Genomic DNA, 16,936 nt, shown 5'->3' with positions numbered 1-16,936 from the left:
TATGGGAAGTTGTGGCCAAACCTTATCATGCGATCGCCGGGTTGGGCTTCTATCGTAAGGTTATCTTAGGGAATGGGTTGCCAGAAGAGGAAGAGACGCCTTCAGGCGTCTCTTCCTCTTCCGCCTATTTACCCTTTAAGTTGACTCACCGAACTCCCTAACCAGCCTTTGAGATTATTCTGTTGAGTCGCGGTAGGATTCTGAATGGGAACGATATTGTAAGTGGTGGGACGGGGTTGGGCGAGAACCGTCTCAACCGTTCGTAATTGTTCTTGATGGAAAACCGTAATTTGGATTTTGGACCCGGTTTGATAGTCTTTCAGGCGATCGCCCAAATCTTCGGCAGTAACGCGCATTCCATCGATCGCCAGTAACTCATCATCGGCATCGATTCCCGCCCGTTGCGCGGGTGAACCCATTTCTACAAATTTAATCGCCGCTTTACCATTTTCTGTCTTAACTGTCAAGCCCAAAAACGGTGCTGCATCATTATTTTCCACGGGTTGCACTTTTAACCCAAAGGGTTGCAGATACTCATCCAGAGGTAATTCGGCAGTCCCGTGGATGTAGTCGTTAAAGAAGTCCGTTAAATCTTCTTCGGCAACGGATTCAATAATCTCTTTGAGTTCCTCATCGGTAAAGCCAATTTCTTGGGGTCCAAACCGCTGCCACATTTGCTGCATCACCTGATCCAGCGATCGCGCGTTGCCGGAGTTTGCCCGAATTCGCAAATCTAACAACAGGGAGACTAATTCTCCTTTCAAATAATAGGAAATTTGGGAATTATCGCTATTGGCATCTCGGCGATACAGTTTAATCCAAGCATCCCAACTCGATTCACTCAGGGGTTGATAACGACGTCCCGGAAGGGTTTGTAAGCGGGTAATATCTTTACTCAACCCTTGTAAGGCAATTTTTGCATCATAAATGCCCGCCCACAGAGGCAGCACGATATCATAATAACTGGTGGTTCCTTCACAAAACCATAGAGAATTCGTGTAGGTTTCCCCTTCATAGTTAAACACTTCTAGGGGTTTGGGACGAATGCGCTTGACATTCCACAAGTGGAAGAACTCGTGGGCGACTAATTGAATGAAGCGGTTGTATTTTTCGGAATTTCTAAATCCAAAGCGGGGATAGTTCAAAGAACAGCTATTTTTATGTTCCAATCCGCCATAGCCTTGGGAGGAGAGATGGAGAATAAATAAGTAGCGATCGTAAGGTAACCCTCCGAATAGCCGACTTTCAGTTTCAATGATTTTTTCAATATCAGAAATCAGCCGTTCAGCTTGGATATTTCCTTGGCCCCAAATAGCTAATTCATGGGGTTTATGTTCCACTTCAAAATAATAGGATTGGTGCGTACCAATTTCAAAGGGGCTATCCACCAACGTATCGAAATCCGGGGCGGTAAAAGTGTGGGGACGTCCCGATTTGGAAGGGAGTGAAGTGGTAACCCGCCATTCCGGTTTTGGGGGGATAATTTGAAGGGAAATCGGGCTTTTTTCAAAGCCGGGGATATAGAAGAAGAGGGCGGCCCCGTTAAAATAGCCATGAGTGCTATCTAAGTGATTAGTTCGGACCGAAAGTTCGTTGGCATAGATGCGATAGCGAACGATAATTTCAGAGAGTCCTGGGGTTTCGATTTGCCAGTGATTTTTGCTCACTTTACGCCAAGGTAGGGCGATTTCGTTGGCGTCTTCAGCAGAGAATTCCTGGAGATGTTTGGCATACTCCCGGACTAAATAGGAACCAGGAGTCCAAACGGGCATTTTCAAATCCAGGACCGATGCCCGCCATCCCCGCACTTTTAACATCACGTCAAACAGATGAGATTCTGGCTCATACATGGCCACCTGATAGTAAACATCGGGGGCAATTCGAGGCATGGTACTCGGTGGAATTGTCGTTGCTTCAGTCATGGGTATTTTTTGTTAGGTTATCGGCTAATCTAGACTCGGTTAGGGGCAGTATTTTAGACTGTCGATTCGCCACGTTTGATGGTATGGCGGTGAGTGCTTCAGGCGCGATCGCCTTAATCCCCTTCCCTGCGGTTTAGAATGCCCCTAACCTTGGATATTGTCGCTGAAGATGGCTCAAACGTGGCCCGCTAAGTGAGTCAACTGTTTGAGATTGACCAAATAAAGAGATTCAGCAGCTTCATCAATTTTAATCCAGCCTTTGGCGTTCAATTTTTCCATGATTTTGCTGGCTTCTTCGACGCCAATATCGGTGACATCTGCTAAGTCTTTATAGGGAATATTGTAGATTTCTGTCCCTTTTTCGGTAGATTGTCCATAGTTTTCCGCCAGAGAAACTAAGGTATTGGCAAGTTTGACCGCTGGGGGACGGTTCCGCAGTTGAAAGCGTAGATTTGTTTGTCGGAGTCGTCGCACCATGAGTTGGAGCATCCGATGATGGAGTTGAGCGTCTTTAAACAGGGTTTGGATAAACCGCTGGGCAGAAACGCTCAGGAGTTGTACGGTTGAGAGGGCGATCACATCAGTGGAACGGGGTGATTCATCAAGAATTGCCATTTCCCCAAAGAAGTCACCTCGCCCGAGAATCGCCAGAGTTACTACATTGTCTCCATATAGGCGTCGGACTTTGACCCAACCCGTGACGATAAAGTAAACGGCATTGCCCCAGGCATCTTCCATTAAGACTGCTCTGCCTGAGGGATATTCGTGCTCAACCGCAACGGACAAAAGCCATTCCAGGGTTTCTGGATTGGCGGCACTAAATAGCGGGAAAAGCTCACTAAAGGCTTCGGTCTGCATGAAAGATATTTAAGATAGGGAATGAGGATAAGTAATAGCGCAGAGTCGGGAATTTGAGATTGTTAAAACCGGCAACAGGAGACCTATTTTCCAGGGCTGACCCTTGAGGGCAAATCCTTTGAGGAATGCTGATTTGGGGTCGGCTTCTGAATTAAACACGCTTCTTTGTTGCTCCGGATTAACAATGACTACAAAAAAGACTCTCCGATGGGAGTGTCTGGCTCCTGGGAATGGATACTGTACCGATTGTACCTGCCATCAGACGATTTGGCAGCAATCCTGGGAAAGCCGGAAGGGCGATCGCCTCCGGTGTTTTCAAAAGGACTGAATCCTGTTGTTGCCCTATTTGTCCGGTTTATTTGGACTCGGGATTAGAACCCCTAGAGAACTCAGGGACAGGCCAACTCAAGCGGGTTGTGGTTATTCTATAGACCTAGGATTATATTTTCTCATGTTTGGGGTGGCTTTGCCGGATTGAAACAGATTTGCGATCGCCCGGAAAGCCAGAGTCTAGGATCCACTGCTGACTAGGCTCGGGGCCGGAGTCATTTGGCTTAGAGGGCCCAAGAGTAGCCGCCTCCCCAGGAATTTTCCACCCCTTCAGGCCCCTCTCGCGGTGCGGGTTCCCTTTTATCCTCCCTGAGTTTTCCTAAAACCCATCCCCCTCAAAGGTGGAGCTTTTGCGGATGAACCCCCGGACCCAGGCAAAAGAGAAACCAGGCTTTATTTTGGTTTAAAGAGCCATTACACCGAAATCATTCACCCTGCTGTTTACTCTGAGTTGACCCCTTCCAACAATCTCTCAGACAGGTTAATTCAAAGGTTATCTACACCTTAATCTCAATTAAGATTCTGTAACCTTTTCATCAGGCTTAGGATACTCTAATTTTCAATTAATCTCCTCCCTCTGTAGATGGAATTCTGTTGCGCAATTCCTCTTTTTTAGAGCATCAAACCGAAAGAGAAGGGGAATTCCCTTCCTCGCCCGTATCTGGGGATACCGATGGGATGCCTAAGCCTTGAGTCGAAACTAACTTCATGGGCTTAATTAGATAATGGTGAGTTAACGGCAAAAGATTTGGATTGGAGTAGATCCAGTAGACAATTTATGAATCAGGTTCATCCCTGGGGTAGAAACTGAAGGATAGCTCAGTCGCTAACCTGGTTATTTAGGTGAGGAGGATTGACCTAAAAACTTAACCTGCGGGTTATTTTTTCATTAAATCATAAGGTCCAATCAAAAATTGCCCTCCTCCTAAAGAAGTAGAATTTTATCCCAAGGAAATCAAATGTTTTATCACGTCAAAGAATTACAATTTAATGCCCGTGTGTCCAAGCCCGATCCCCGCTTTGCAACCTTACTGCTAGAACAGTTTGGCGGTCCTAACGGAGAACTGAAGGCAGCCATGCAGTATTTTGTCCAGGCGTTTGGAGCGCGGCAAGCCTACCCGGAAAAATACGACCTGTTGATGGATGTGGCTACGGAAGAATTTAGCCATTTGGAAATCGTTGGTGCATTGATTACCATGTTGTTAGATGGCATCAATGGGGATCTCAAGAACGCCGCAGAAAACAGCGAGATTATGCAGTTTCTGAGTGGAAAAAAAGCGGGCCAGGAAGAACTCATCCATCAAATTGCGATGACGGGACCGCAACTATTAGCAGTATCTGGCGGTGGTCCAACGGTCACTAATAGTCAAGGTGTGCCTTGGTCAGGAACCTACGTCAATGCCAATGGGGATTTGACCGTTGATTTGCGCTCAGATCTCGCCGCCGAGTCTCGTGCGAAAATTGTGTATGAATATTTGCTGCAATTTACCGATGATCCGGATGTAAAAGACACTCTGCGCTTCTTAATGACGCGGGAAGTTTCTCACTACAAAATGTTTGCCGCTGCCCTGGAAACCATCGAACCGAATTTCCCGCCGGGAGTGCTACAAGCTGACCCGCGCTACAGTCATTTGTACTTTAATATGTCCAATGGAACCAGCGCTCGCGGACCTTGGAATGAAGGTCAAGGGACTTGGCCTGCTGGGGAAAATTGGGTGTATGTAGAGGATCCTCTCGATTATGTCATCAAGACGGAAGGGATGACCCGCAATCAGACGAGTGAAGGGACGAATCTGACGGAAGAACAGGTATTCAAAAAGGAACAAGAGCTGAGTATGAAGCGTTCTGCGGAGGTGAAATCGGCTACTCCTCCAGGGCCGAATCAGTGGTCTTCCTACCCGCAAACTGAGCTGAGTAGTCCGAAATCGCCGATGATATAAGAAAATCGGCACCCTGAAGGGTCGGGTTCTACGGACGAAGCCAGAAAAGCGCGGGCTCATTAACTGGGGGGAGTCGGGATTCAAGGCGATCGCTGCGATCGCCGTTGAATCTTATCCCACCCGGAAGGCTTAACCCCAAGCGAGATGAAATTCCCCTTTCCCCGGAAGAAAGGGGAATTATCATGGTGTCAGGTTCAAGACAACATAAGCTAACCGGGCGATCGCCTGGTTTAAAAATTATCAAAATCCCGATCGCCATCCTCTCTTCCACCCCTATTTATAATAAAGGTCATTAATCATGCAAACTTATCCCCCGATCGCCTCCTTGGAGAAATCACCGGACCCCCAAACCCTGGGCCAAAACTCGCCTCCTGGGGCACCTCTTGAAATCATCTACTATACCGACCCCCTCTGTTCCTGGAGTTGGGCGGTAGAACCCCAGTGGCGACGCTTGCGCTACGAGTTTGGCGATCGCCTGGTCTATCGCTATTCAATGGGGGGACTCCTTCGGGATTGGGAGCAGTTTAGCGACCCCCTCAACGATATTTCCCGACCCGTGCAGATGGGTCCAGTTTGGATTCAGGTGCGACATCTCACGGGAATGCCCATTAACGAAGGAATCTGGGTGAAAAACCCTCCTACCTCTTCTTATCCCGCCTGTATTGCCGTGAAAGCTGCCTCACAACAAGGCCCCGATATTGGAGAGTCCTATTTGCGGCGACTGCGCGAGGCGGTGATGTTGGAGGGCCGCAATATTGCCCAAAGGGAGGTTCTGCTGGAACTGGGGGCGGAATTGAACCCGGAACTCGGCTTTGATGGCGATCGCTTTGAGAGGGATTTGGACCATCCCGATTCTATGGAGGCATTCCGCCAGGATCTCAAAGAAATGCGCTATTGCGGGATCGCGCGGTTTCCCAGCATCATGCTGCGCCCGAACTCGGGGCGATCGCTGCTGATGATGGGATATCGGCCCTATTCGGTTCTAAGAGAGGCCATCACCCACATTGCGCCGGATCTCGAACCTCAGCGCTCAATCACCGATGCGATCGCATATCTCACCCACTGGGAAACCATCACAGTGCCCGAGGTTGCCGTTGCTCTGAATCTCAATATAGAAGCAACAACCATCCTGCTGGATGAAGCAGTCAACCGGGGACAAGTGGAAAAAGCCGGGTTCCTGTATCGCAAAACCGGGGGAGGGACTTAAATTACAAACGCTTCCCCCTGGCGATCGTGCCATTTATGGTGAGTTCGTTCGGAAATCAGGGGTTGTATCCGCAACTTGGGGGGAGACCCATCGAGGACATCAACGCGCAAAAAGGAGTAGGGGCGCTGCTTATCAAAACCCCGACCTTTGCGCCCGACAAACAATTTCGAGCGGGCCACCAGGCGCTCCTCCTCACTTTCAGGAAATATCTCCTTTAAGTCCGGACCCTCTTCTCGCTGACGGCGCAAACTATATCCGCTACCGCCACAGACAATCCAATGGATATGGGAGTCCGCGTGTCCGGTATCTCCGGTTTGTAAATACTCCAGACAGTGGGCGTGACCCGTGAGAACCAGGTCCAAAAGGGGCCGCCCTTGGGTTTGGTCGCCCACCTCCTGCGCCACCTGATCTAAAACCCACCGGAGTTGACGGCGAATGGCAAGGGTCTGACCTTGATCCCACTTCGTTGCCTCAGTCACATAGGGGGGATGGTGGAAATATACGATTCGTCCCCGGACTTCCGGGGTATTCCAAGAGTGAATCAGTCGTTGTTTGAACCAATCCAGTTGTTCAATATCGGTTACGGTGTTTTCATCGGATTGCAGTTGTTTCTCAATATCCAGTTGCATTTCTTCGAGCTGCTCTAACTTAGTTTCAAGCTCATCGAGTTGCTCGGCATGATGGGGATTATCGGGGTTGAATTCTTTGGATCTCTCGGTAAGTTCGACCTCCTGACGTTCCAACTCATCCCGACGTTTTTCCAGCCAGCGCCGGTATTGGTGCCCTTCTTTGGTGTCGGGAAGGGGGGGTGGTTCATTAAAGGTATTAGAGTCTAGGGCAAAAAAGTCGATGCCACCATAGCGAAAGGTATAATAGCGATTCGGTAATCGGGTAAACTTTCGGGGTTGATAGCGTAAACAGCGTCCGGTGTCCGTCTGGGCAGTGTAATAGCGATCGAAATGAGCGCCGAGTTGGAACTCGGGAATGTCCTTGAGGTAGTCGAGAAAGGCTCGGGCGTATGCTTTCCCTTGCTCAGAACCATGCCATCCTACATCGAGATTGAAGTGCCCCCGTAAGAGATGGCGCAGGGGTTGGGCAGCTTGGGCGAGTGCCCCGTACAACAGGTGGATGTCATAGTAATCGTGGTTACCCGGGACGGGGAGAATCGGCAGTTTGAACACCATTTTGTTGTAGGGAATGCGATGGGGATGTTCTCCACCCATGATAAATTCCCGATAGGGTTCGATGAAGTTTTGGGTGTAATATTCGCTAGAACCTACCAGATAAATGACATCGCCGGTATGCAGAATAAATCGGCAGTTGTCCTGGTGTTGGAGCATTTGTTTGGCGAGTTGGCGTTGCGGGTTGTTTTTGATGTGGCGTCCGGATCCGCTATCCCCAATGACCAAAAAGGAAAACTCGCGATCGCCTGATTTCCCATCATCCAGCTCAAAGCGGGTGCGATCGATCCCTTTAGACCGTAGCAGGGGATGTTGCGATCGTAATCGGGTTTTCATTTTCTCGATTTTAACCGCACTCGGTGGATCCGATACGAATTTCATAACTCCTTATTCCTGTGTATTTATATTTTTCTGCAGTTTCGATCGTAGTCCCAGGAACCCCCAAAGCACCTCTACCAAAATATAGAAGCAGGCATCCTCTGACCTCCGTTCCTCCTTTCCCCAAGCAACCCCGAATCCCCCTTAACGAGGGCATAAATCTGGCTCACAATGAGCCGTGTTAGTAACCTAGACCCGGGAGCAAGATAGGATGCAAGTCAGTACACCCCTCAAACTGACTCCCTCCGCCTTGGGGGGCCATCGGTCCTGACCGAGAGCCCGTACCCTTTTCTATTTCTTGAGAGGCTTGACAGGACTTGAAAGTCCGGGATACCCGTATGACAAAGTTATTTTAACCCAAAATGAGCAAGCAAATATCCGAGTGTTCTCTTCCTTTTTTCGGCAAATGTTTGTGCAGATTTGTTACTTACTAATTTTTGGGCCACTGGTTCCAATCCCTTAATTACCCGAGAAGCGATCGCCTCCCTGGGAGAGTCGGACTCCACTTTTACCCACTGATCAGACTACGCCCATTATCTGTCTTTCAATTGTTCCCTTGCTCCTCTTCCGGGCCTATCTCTTCCCCAGTAGATGATATCGAACAGGAACTCTTAAAGATGTTTGATCCATATTTTACCACGATTTCTCCCGGGAAATATTATCGCCTCCAGCCTCAAAGTTTAGCATCGGGGTATCAATCGACCTCTTGCAAAATTCTTTAAAGCCTCCCTTAATAAGGGGGGGAAAGGGAGATCAATCCTTTTTTTTGCAAGAGGTGTATTATGCTTACAAAGGCTTGTAATATGTAGGCGATCGCACCGATGTCAATAAAACAATCCAGAAATTAATAACCAAAGCAATTCCCCTGCATCCCCGGCTTTTTTCAATGACTATAGGCGATCGCTCCTCCGATGCTTGGTTCCCATTTCCCCGCCTCCCCAACCGTCAACTTGATCCTAAATTCCGGACCCGACCCATCAACAGCCTATCCTAACCCGATATAGGGAGGGTGGCCTACCATTTGTACCCACATTTTTAGCCTTTCAACCTGTGTAGAACTAATACAGGGCTGGTCGGTATATCTGCTTTTTGTATCAAAATGATATACTCTAGGAGGAAAATCAGACCGCTCATCAACCGGGATAGCGTTCCAGTGGCTCCCACATCTCCTGGGATGGAAAATTGATGTAGGTTTTTTCATAAGGGTGAGAGCTGAAACCCTTGGGGGTAAAGGTTTTCACCCAATATAACTGCTCTGAGAAGCAAAGCGTGTTTTACCCCCTTTACTTTTTCTTTACTTGCTGTTAAAGTTATCGCAGATTCTTATAAAAGCTAACGCCCCATATCGGGGAAGCAGCAGGGATTAAGCACAATTTTAAAGGGCAGTGCTTGACCCAGAAGAGTGAAGGGATAAAGGGCCTAACTCCGGTGATCGTAAAATAGATAAGGGAAGAGTAACTCCCAGGTAGGTTGCCTACCACAGGGTTTCCGAGCAAGGGCCTTGGCCTGGGGCGGATGGCCTAGAAAGTGAGTTTGGCAAAAATGCTTGAGTTTCAACAACTTTAGGGCGTACAGTTTCTGAATGTCAGATTGATATTGGAGCTGTCCTAGGGTAGGGAAAGAATTCAGGTTTACACTTTAAGTGTCGGAATTCATCCAGAGATGTCAAGACGAGCAAACTTTATCAAAAATTTAAGAACTGTTGATAAAGTTTCCTTGGTAAGTCGGATAGGGTTGTAAAGTACGTGACAAATATGGGGCGAGTTATCTTTAGGTGTTATTACAGTGAATGCTGTTGAATCCAAAAATGACGCTCCTTGTGTTCTCAGAAAAGACAACGGCGATTAGTGTTCATCAAGCTTAATAGTTGAACAAATTTTTTTTCCTCGCGTAGGGACCGAGGAGAGAGGGGGAAATAAGGGCTTTCTCCTGTTAAAGGGAATCTGTCATAAACACTTAGGGTGGTACATCCTGAGGCGATGATTCTCCAGAATTTTCTGGGAATGCCTCAAGGGATTGACCATTTAGGGATGATGCTTGTCAACCCCTAGATTGATCTAGGGAAACAGTGAACCGAGATCTTCAGGTAACTGAGGGTAATCATCCTATGAGTTACAGCATTCCAAAAAGGAGGGAGTTTCGACTAAGGCATGAGCAAGCCAGTTCTGACAATTTTTTATCAATTTAATCCGTGGGATAGCAGTATTGGTGGTATTCAGACGGTTATTCGTTCTTTTATTAAATATGCTCCCGATGAATTTGTGGTAAGGGTAGTAGGGACCGGAGCGCCGGGATCTGCCTTGGGGGTATGGAAATGGACGGAATATGCCGGAAAAGCGATTCAATTCATGCCGGTGATTGCAGTAGGCGAGGATAATGTCCGGAAGTTGATTCCGACGACTATTGCCTACGGAGCCTCCTTAATGCGGCATAATTTTGCCTCAGATTTTATGCACTTTCATAGAATAGAACCCACTTTAGCCAGTCTAAATTGGGCGGGAGATAAAACCCTTTTTATTCACAACGATATTCGCAAGCAAATGGATCGCAACTTGGGGGGGAAAGCGATTCTATGGCAACAGTTTCCGAAAGTATATTTTGCGTTAGAAAAGTTACTGATTAGCCAATTCGAGCAGGTGTATTCCTGTAATAGCGAGTCCGCGCAGCATTATCGGGAAGCCTATCCGGAATTAGCGCCAAGGGTGGCTTTCTTAAAAAATGGATTTGATCCCGAGAGTTTCTATCCCGATAAGCGGGAAGAACGGGAAATCAAACGCCGGGAACTGGCTCAAGAGCTGGGGTTACCCGAAACGGTGCGATTCCTATTATTTGCGGGACGATTGCATCCGCAAAAAGACCCGGTATTAGGGATTCAGGCGATCGCCGCCTTGGCTGATCCCCAAGTCCATTTGCTAATTGCTGGAGCCGGAGAGTTAGAGGAACAGGTGCGACGTGAGATCCAAGCGTTGAACTTGGGCGATCGCGTTACCCTCCTCGGTGCTGTCAACTCGGACCGATTGGCTCAACTGTATCGCGCAGCCAGTGCCTTTTTGCTCAGTAGTGTTTATGAAGGCTTACCCGTCACCGTTCTCGAAGCCCTTGCCTGCGGCACTCCTGTGGTGACAACAGACTGTGGTGAAACTCCTAAACTGCTCTCACCCGATAGTGGGGTAGTCTGCAAAGAAAGAACAGCAGAGGCGATCGCCGATGCCTTGCGGCGAGTCCTGGCGAATCCGGACCTGTATTCTTCAGAAGCTTGTGTACGAACCGTTCAACCCTATAGCGCACCCAGTATAGTCCAGGAAGTCTATCGCCAAATGCTGCACCGTTGGCAGTACCGCAAGGCGATCGCCATCTCTTCCCCCTACCCCAGTTGATATCAAAACCAACTCCCAAACGGCAATTGTCAGCGTAATTCTAAGGGATTAGCACTGCATTTTATTTCAGTGCTAAAGCTCGGTGCAATTTACGCAAAATTTTTCAGCCTCCAACTCACTTCATTTACTCCTCAACGATTGAAACCCATGAAAATAGCTGTTGTTGGTGCCAAAGGTTTACCAGCTCTTCAAGGTGGCATTGAGCGTTACTGCGAAGAAATGTATCCGGGAATGGTTGAGCAAGGTCATACAGTAGATTTGTTCGCTCGCCAGAGCTATACCCAAGGTTCTAACTTTGAAACCTATCACTATAAGGGAGTGCGCGTGATCTCCTTGCCTTCCATTCCCTTAAAAGGAGTGGATGCCTTCTTTGCTTCTGGATTGGGGGCGATCGCCTCCATCCTGAACACTTATGATGTAGTGCATTTTCACGCCCTCGGCCCTGCCATCTTTTGCTGGCTGCCCAAACTGACCCGATCGGCAAAAGTTGTAGTCACCTGTCACGGACTGGACTGGCAGCGCAGGAAGTGGGGCAAACTTTCTAGTGAGATTATCTATCGCGGGGAAAGAGCCGCCGTCAGTTTTGCTGATGAAATCGTGGTGGTTTCCAAAGAACTGCAAACTTACTTTTGGAAAACCTATGGCATCGAAACCAGCTACATTCCCACGGCTCCGGCCACCTATCACGAATCTGACCCCACCTTACCCTATTTGACCACCTTGGGCTTAGAACCCCAGCGTTACATTTTGTTCCTAGGCCGGTTGGTTCCGGAAAAGCGTCCGGATCTCCTCCTCAAAGCCTTTACCAAACTGCAACCCCCGGGATGGAAGCTCGTCTTAGCCGGGGGAGTCAGCGATACCCCTGGCTTTCGGGAGGAGTTAGTCCAAATTAGCCAGGGAAATCCCCAGATTACCTTTACCGGGGAAATTCACGGTGAGTCTGTAGCTCAGATTGTTCGCGGTGCCGGACTGTTTGTACTCCCCTCCGATGTGGAAGGCTTGCCCCTGGTGATGCTAGAAGCCATGCGGGAAAAAATTCCCGTCCTAGCGAGTAACATCCCCCCCCATCGGCAACTGATTGGAGAGGACCGGGGATTACTGTTTGAAGCGGGCGATCTGGAATCCTGCATCCAAAGGCTCAATCAGGCCCTCTCCCAACGGGAACAACTCACCGAAATGGCTTCGCGGGCGCATGACTACGTTAAACAGAACCATAGCTGGGATCGGATTGGCTTCGAGAATTTATCCCTGTATGCGAAGATTAGCAAGAAACTCAGAACAATGGAGCCGTTAAAGAGAGTGCCGGTCGCAAACGGAACAGAGCAACTGGCTCAGAAGCCCAAATGGAATGGAGTTGAGCTGCTCAGGGAGCTGCCTTTAACGAACGTAACCGCCGAAGTGCCTCCCCTGTCTACCCGTCGTGAAGAGGGAGTGCTTGTATCATATCCGGACTGACCCCCGGAGACTGGAAGCAGGGGTAACCCTTTGGCAAGCTCATGGGGTACAGCCAGAGGATTGCCCCTCCATAACCCTCAATCACGGATATTGTAGGTAAAGTCTATAAAAATTGGGCCTTTTTATAAGGGTGGATTGGCCCAGGGACGGAAAAAACCCGACAATCTAGGGTCAAACGCCCCGGGGAGGGAACACCATCGGTAAACCCTGATTATGTCCCAGGGTTGAGTACCCCTAGGTCAGGAGATTAGACTCACTGTATGAATTTTTAATAAAGAACTAAAAAAACAAAACATAAAGCTTATAATGAGGAGAATTCAGTCCTCAAATGAACCGGGTCTATTTTGAGGTAAACTTAGTTTTTGCCCGATGATTTGTTTAAGCCTTGGCGTGAGTTTTCTGGATCAGGTTTGCTCACTACAGGAGGGGCCGGTGTCCGGGGTCAAATACTAGCAGTCAATAGAGTGTTTAATGATTAGATGGATAGGTAAAGCAGATAGAGTCACAGAGTGCCCAGCTCGACAGCAAGGTCGAGGGAAATAATTATAATGACTCGATAGAATGACTGGAAATAATGACTCGGTAAATTTGGGTGTCATGGACAAAAGCCTTACAATGTTACTGTCAGTTTTGCGGCGACGGAGTGTACCGGCATTAGCAACCTTGGTGTCGGCGATCGCCGTGGCGATCGCTTATTTAGTGTTGACCCCCCCGGTTTATGAAGTCAAAGGACGCTTGATTTTAGATGAAAAACAGGTGAGTCTTTCCGAACTAGGCCGTAACCTTTCCCAGCTTTCCAGTCATACTCCTGGAGGATCAAGCCCCCTAGCCACTCAATCGGAACTGATTAAATCTCCGGGATTGCTTACGGCTGCCCTAGAGCGGGTCAAATTAGAACATAATCTGGAAAATGTCGAAGCGTTACCCCCCTTAACCCTATTTAAAAAAGGCTTAAAAATTAAACTAATTCCAGCAACGAATATCCTGGAACTCAGCTATCAAGATGAGGACCCGGAAATCGCGATGAATCTGGTTAATAGTTTATTAGAGATTACGGTTGAAAAAAGCCGGGAAGCGATTCAAGTAGAGGCCAAAGCGATTCGAGACTTTTTAGAGTCAGCGCTTCCAGAACAGCGGGCGATCGCAGAAGCGGCAGAGATGGCCTTAAACCAGTATCGCGAAGAGAGTGGTTTAGTGGCAGTGGAGGCACAGACCAAAAGTCTGCTGGATACGATTGGGAGCATTCAAGAGCAAGAAAGTGTGGCAGTTGCTGAACTGGAAGAAGCACAAAAACGACTGGAAAGTATCCAGGAAATCGGAAGCTTTGAGAATATTCCCCAGGCTTATGCCCAAGGAAGAATTGGACAAGATGAAAGTCTGCAAAAGTTACGCGATCGCCTCAGTGAAATTGAAGCGGAACTGATTCAGACAGGCGCTCGATTTACAGAGCAACATCCAGCGGTACAATTGCTGCGGCAAGAACAGGACAAAGTGCGAGCGCAGTACGAAACCCAGAAAGCAAAAATTCCCAATGCTCAAGGCAGCCCGGGGGCAGTCGCCACAGAATCCAACGACCCCCTCAGCCAAGAGATCACCGGCCAATTAATCATGGCTGAAACGGACCGAGGGGGACTGGAAAAAAGGCTACAGGGGTTGCGATCGCAGCGGATCGGCCTGCAAATGGAACTGGATCGCCTTCCCATCAAAGAACAACAACTTTCGGCCCTGATGCGAGAGCGAGACGAGGCGATCGAGTCTTTAAAATTTTTACAAAACAAGCTGGCAGAAGCGCGGATGGCAGAAGCGCAACTGGTGAGCAACCTGCGGATCATGGAAAAAGGAACGATCCCGCTTTTGCCCAGTGCTCCTCAAAAGAAAGTTATTTTAGTCCTCGCGATCGCCGCTGGAACCGTCCTGGGAATCTCCGTGATGCTGCTGCTAGAACTGATTGACCCCCGGGTGAACGAAAGCTGGGAAGTCGAAGGACTGCTAAATCTCCCCCTGTTGGGCATTCTGCCCGACATCTCACCGGAGGCGATCGCCCTAACGAACCCGGACCAGTTTTTAGACAACCCCAAGTTAGTGGAGCCCTACCGCCTCCTCCTGAAAACCTTAGAGTTTCGGACCCAAAATAACCTACGCCCGATAGTCGTCAGCAGCACCGTTGCTGGGGAAGGAAAATCGGTAGTAGCGGCCCACTTAGGGGCAGTTTCTGCCATGCTGTCTCGGCGAACTTTAATTATCGATGCGGACCTCCATCAACCGAGTCAGCACCAACTTTGTGGAGTGGCAGCCCAACCGGGGCTCACCGATGCTCTCACCCATGCCATAAGCTTAGTAGAAATAGTCCAACCCACAGTGATTGAAAATCTGTGGGTCCTGAGTTGTGGGCTTCAGAAAGCGCGTCCGGCAGGGTTTTTAGAATCTCCGGGGATGCAAGCCCTGTTGCTAGAAGCCGCCTCCCTGTATGACGTGGTAATTGTAGATACACCGCCGTTAATTGACTGCGCCGATGCCCATGCTTTGAGTCAACATAGTCAGGGATTGGTGGCGATCGTCCGACCCGAATTTACCCAAAAATCACTCTTAGTCAAATCCATCGCCTATTTACAAACCAATGGGATCCCCCTGTTGGGATTTGCCATCGATCAGATGAGTGCGAAAACCGAAAAATCCTATCAAAAGGCGGTTGCCCAATCTGTAAGCCCCACTTACCCCGTGAAAAATCAGGCCCCGAAGGAACTCCATCTCACCTCCTGGAAACCAGAGACCCCCGCAATTGTCTCCAAAGGGTTAAAAAATGGCAAGTCCTAAATTCCCCCCGATTGGTTTGTATCTAACGGTTTTCGGAACCCTGGTGGGGGTAGTCCTTGGAGCAATGGGGACGGCGATCGGCATCATTCAACCCATTTTACTGGCTTTACCCTTTGTTGCTGCCGGGGGCCTGTATTGCTTTTTTACCTATTTCGAGGTATCCATTCTGGGTTTATTGATTGTGCGGACCTCCCTGGATGTATTTTCCGCACAACAAATGCCCGCACTCTGGGCACTTGCCATGATTGCCCTGACGTTACTTTATGTCCTGGTCCGGCTACTGATTCACCAACCCTTACAGGTGGATGGTTTCTGGTGGTTCCTTCTGGCATGGTTGGTGATCCAAGGGCTATGGGTCATCCTCCTCCCTCTGGGCGGTTTGGGATTCGATGGCTCATTTTTACCCTCAGCGATTCGGGAATGGGTGCGGCTTTTTTCCTGGGTGATGATTTACTTGTTAGTGATGCAGCTTAAGGGCCGGGTGACTCCCCAACAGGCGATCGCTTGTCTGTTTCTAGGCTTAGTTATACCTGCTTTTGTGGCTATATTACAACTCGCCTTACCCCCTTCCGTCCTTCCTCCGATGTTGGTATATGGATCCGGTAATACTGATGGTCTGCCCTTTGAAGCCGGTTCTCGAATTAATGGGACCCTAGGTCATCCCAATACCTTTACCACCTTCCTGGTGCTATTCCTGGGATTAACCTATTGGAAACAGCAGGAGTCTAACCCTAGATGGCCCTGGGCGATCGCCCTGGCGGTGATCGCGTTTTTGTTCGTGAATACCAAGTCTCTATTCGGCTTAATGATGCTGGCTACTTTAATTTTGGCCTTAATTGCCCCAAAATTGAGTCTGCCGAGTTTGCTGGGTGGAATCGTGGGCTTTGGATTAATTATTGCTTTATTTGGGAGTACCGAATTTGGCCAGGAACGCCTGGGTTCCCTGGGAGAAACCCCCCTCGGAAATCCAGATATGGAGCTGTGGCGGGCAATTCTCCTCGCCCAAGGAGATGGGAATAGCTTCAATTGGCGTTTAGCCCAATGGACTTATTTAATTAAACAATGGCAGGATTATCCTTTATTGGGATTTGGGCTCGGGACCAACAAATATATTAGTGCCAATGGTCTGGAGCCTCATAACGATTACGTTCGCGCTCTTGTGGAAGGCGGAGTGGTGGGGTTTGTCTTCTTTTTGTTGTTGTTGCTGAGCACAATCGCCCGCCTCATTTGGCTCATTCGAGCTGCTCCTGCGGGGACGGCTCAGCGCAATTTTTGCTTCACTTTGTTAGCAATTTGGCTCTCGATTCCGGTGGGAATGATCACCGAGAATATCTGGACTCATACCAGCCTATTTTTATACTGGTGGACTATGGTTGCCATTGCCGGTTGGGATTGGGACGAGAAGCGATCGCCAAATTCCTTAGTTCCTAGTCCGACTCTTTCCCCCAAGCCTCATCCCGTTTATTTTTCCTAG

At 48.8% G+C, this 16,936-nt stretch carries 11 protein-coding genes; 8 read left to right on the top strand and 3 right to left on the bottom strand.

Features of this window, described 5'->3' with window-relative positions:
- Positions 1–11: 11 nt before the first annotated feature.
- A complete protein-coding gene (locus NG792_RS00875; protein ID WP_261234145.1) occupies positions 12–161 on the top strand; it encodes a hypothetical protein in 150 nt (49 codons plus the stop codon).
- Here the strand turns inward: NG792_RS00875 and NG792_RS00870 are convergent.
- Together NG792_RS00870 and NG792_RS00865 are read right to left on the bottom strand one after the other, a co-directional pair.
- Positions 129–1,922, bottom strand: coding sequence for a M61 family metallopeptidase (locus NG792_RS00870; protein WP_261234144.1), 1,794 nt, complete (start codon positions 1,920–1,922; stop codon positions 129–131). The two genes, NG792_RS00875 and NG792_RS00870, sit on opposite strands and share 33 nt — an antisense overlap.
- A gap of 174 nt (positions 1,923–2,096) precedes the next feature.
- Complete coding sequence (locus NG792_RS00865; RefSeq protein ID WP_207087724.1) at positions 2,097–2,780, bottom strand: Crp/Fnr family transcriptional regulator; 684 nt, start codon at positions 2,778–2,780, stop codon at positions 2,097–2,099.
- A gap of 207 nt (positions 2,781–2,987) precedes the next feature.
- Between NG792_RS00865 and NG792_RS00860 the strand changes: the two genes are divergently transcribed.
- The 3 genes from NG792_RS00860 to NG792_RS00850 all read left to right on the top strand — a co-directional run bounded on the left by NG792_RS00860 (position 2,988) and on the right by NG792_RS00850 (position 6,257).
- The gene (locus NG792_RS00860) at positions 2,988–3,155 is read left to right on the top strand and encodes a hypothetical protein (RefSeq protein ID WP_261200938.1); all 168 of its coding nucleotides are present in this window, start codon (positions 2,988–2,990) and stop codon (positions 3,153–3,155) included.
- A 914-nt stretch (positions 3,156–4,069) separates the two neighbouring features.
- A complete protein-coding gene (locus NG792_RS00855) occupies positions 4,070–5,050 on the top strand; it encodes a manganese catalase family protein (RefSeq protein ID WP_261234142.1) in 981 nt (326 codons plus the stop codon).
- A 298-nt stretch (positions 5,051–5,348) separates the two neighbouring features.
- Positions 5,349–6,257, top strand: a complete 909-nt coding sequence (locus NG792_RS00850) for a DsbA family protein (protein ID WP_261234139.1) — start codon at positions 5,349–5,351, stop codon at positions 6,255–6,257.
- Here the strand turns inward: NG792_RS00850 and NG792_RS00845 are convergent.
- Complete coding sequence (locus NG792_RS00845; protein WP_261199937.1) at positions 6,254–7,819, bottom strand: metallophosphoesterase family protein; 1,566 nt, start codon at positions 7,817–7,819, stop codon at positions 6,254–6,256. The genes NG792_RS00850 and NG792_RS00845 overlap by 4 nt on opposite strands.
- Before the next feature lie 2,147 nt (positions 7,820–9,966).
- Between NG792_RS00845 and NG792_RS00840 the strand changes: the two genes are divergently transcribed.
- From NG792_RS00840 to NG792_RS00825, 4 genes are all read left to right on the top strand, one after another.
- Complete coding sequence (locus NG792_RS00840; protein ID WP_261234138.1) at positions 9,967–11,193, top strand: glycosyltransferase family 4 protein; 1,227 nt, start codon at positions 9,967–9,969, stop codon at positions 11,191–11,193.
- Between the two features lie 147 nt (positions 11,194–11,340).
- Positions 11,341–12,648: a glycosyltransferase family 4 protein gene (locus NG792_RS00835; protein WP_261234137.1), complete on the top strand. Its 1,308-nt coding sequence runs from the start codon at positions 11,341–11,343 to the stop codon at positions 12,646–12,648.
- 615 nt (positions 12,649–13,263) lie between these two features.
- Positions 13,264–15,462 carry a GumC family protein gene (locus NG792_RS00830; RefSeq protein ID WP_261234136.1) on the top strand — a complete coding sequence of 733 codons (2,199 nt, stop codon included), beginning with the start codon at positions 13,264–13,266 and terminating at the stop codon, positions 15,460–15,462.
- Entirely contained in the window at positions 15,449–16,936 is a 1,488-nt protein-coding gene (locus NG792_RS00825; protein WP_261234135.1) for an O-antigen ligase family protein, read from the top strand. Before NG792_RS00830 ends, NG792_RS00825 begins: the two co-directional genes overlap by 14 nt.

Origin of the sequence: Laspinema olomoucense D3b, from assembly GCF_025370785.1 — a bacterium.
Taxonomy (GTDB): domain Bacteria; phylum Cyanobacteriota; class Cyanobacteriia; order Cyanobacteriales; family Laspinemataceae; genus Laspinema; species Laspinema olomoucense.
This window is presented reverse-complemented; position numbering and strand designations above follow the sequence as displayed.

Coding starts and splice junctions, on each gene's coding strand:
- NG792_RS00860 (WP_261200938.1), top strand. CDS start 2,988: ATGGGAGTGTCTGGCTCCTGGGAATGGATACTGTACCGATTGTACCTG.
- NG792_RS00825 (WP_261234135.1), top strand. CDS start 15,449: ATGGCAAGTCCTAAATTCCCCCCGATTGGTTTGTATCTAACGGTTTTC.
- NG792_RS00835 (WP_261234137.1), top strand. CDS start 11,341: ATGAAAATAGCTGTTGTTGGTGCCAAAGGTTTACCAGCTCTTCAAGGT.
- NG792_RS00850 (WP_261234139.1), top strand. CDS start 5,349: ATGCAAACTTATCCCCCGATCGCCTCCTTGGAGAAATCACCGGACCCC.
- NG792_RS00855 (WP_261234142.1), top strand. CDS start 4,070: ATGTTTTATCACGTCAAAGAATTACAATTTAATGCCCGTGTGTCCAAG.
- NG792_RS00845 (WP_261199937.1), bottom strand. CDS start 7,819: ATGAAATTCGTATCGGATCCACCGAGTGCGGTTAAAATCGAGAAAATG.
- NG792_RS00865 (WP_207087724.1), bottom strand. CDS start 2,780: ATGCAGACCGAAGCCTTTAGTGAGCTTTTCCCGCTATTTAGTGCCGCC.
- NG792_RS00840 (WP_261234138.1), top strand. CDS start 9,967: ATGAGCAAGCCAGTTCTGACAATTTTTTATCAATTTAATCCGTGGGAT.
- NG792_RS00830 (WP_261234136.1), top strand. CDS start 13,264: ATGTTACTGTCAGTTTTGCGGCGACGGAGTGTACCGGCATTAGCAACC.
- NG792_RS00870 (WP_261234144.1), bottom strand. CDS start 1,922: ATGACTGAAGCAACGACAATTCCACCGAGTACCATGCCTCGAATTGCC.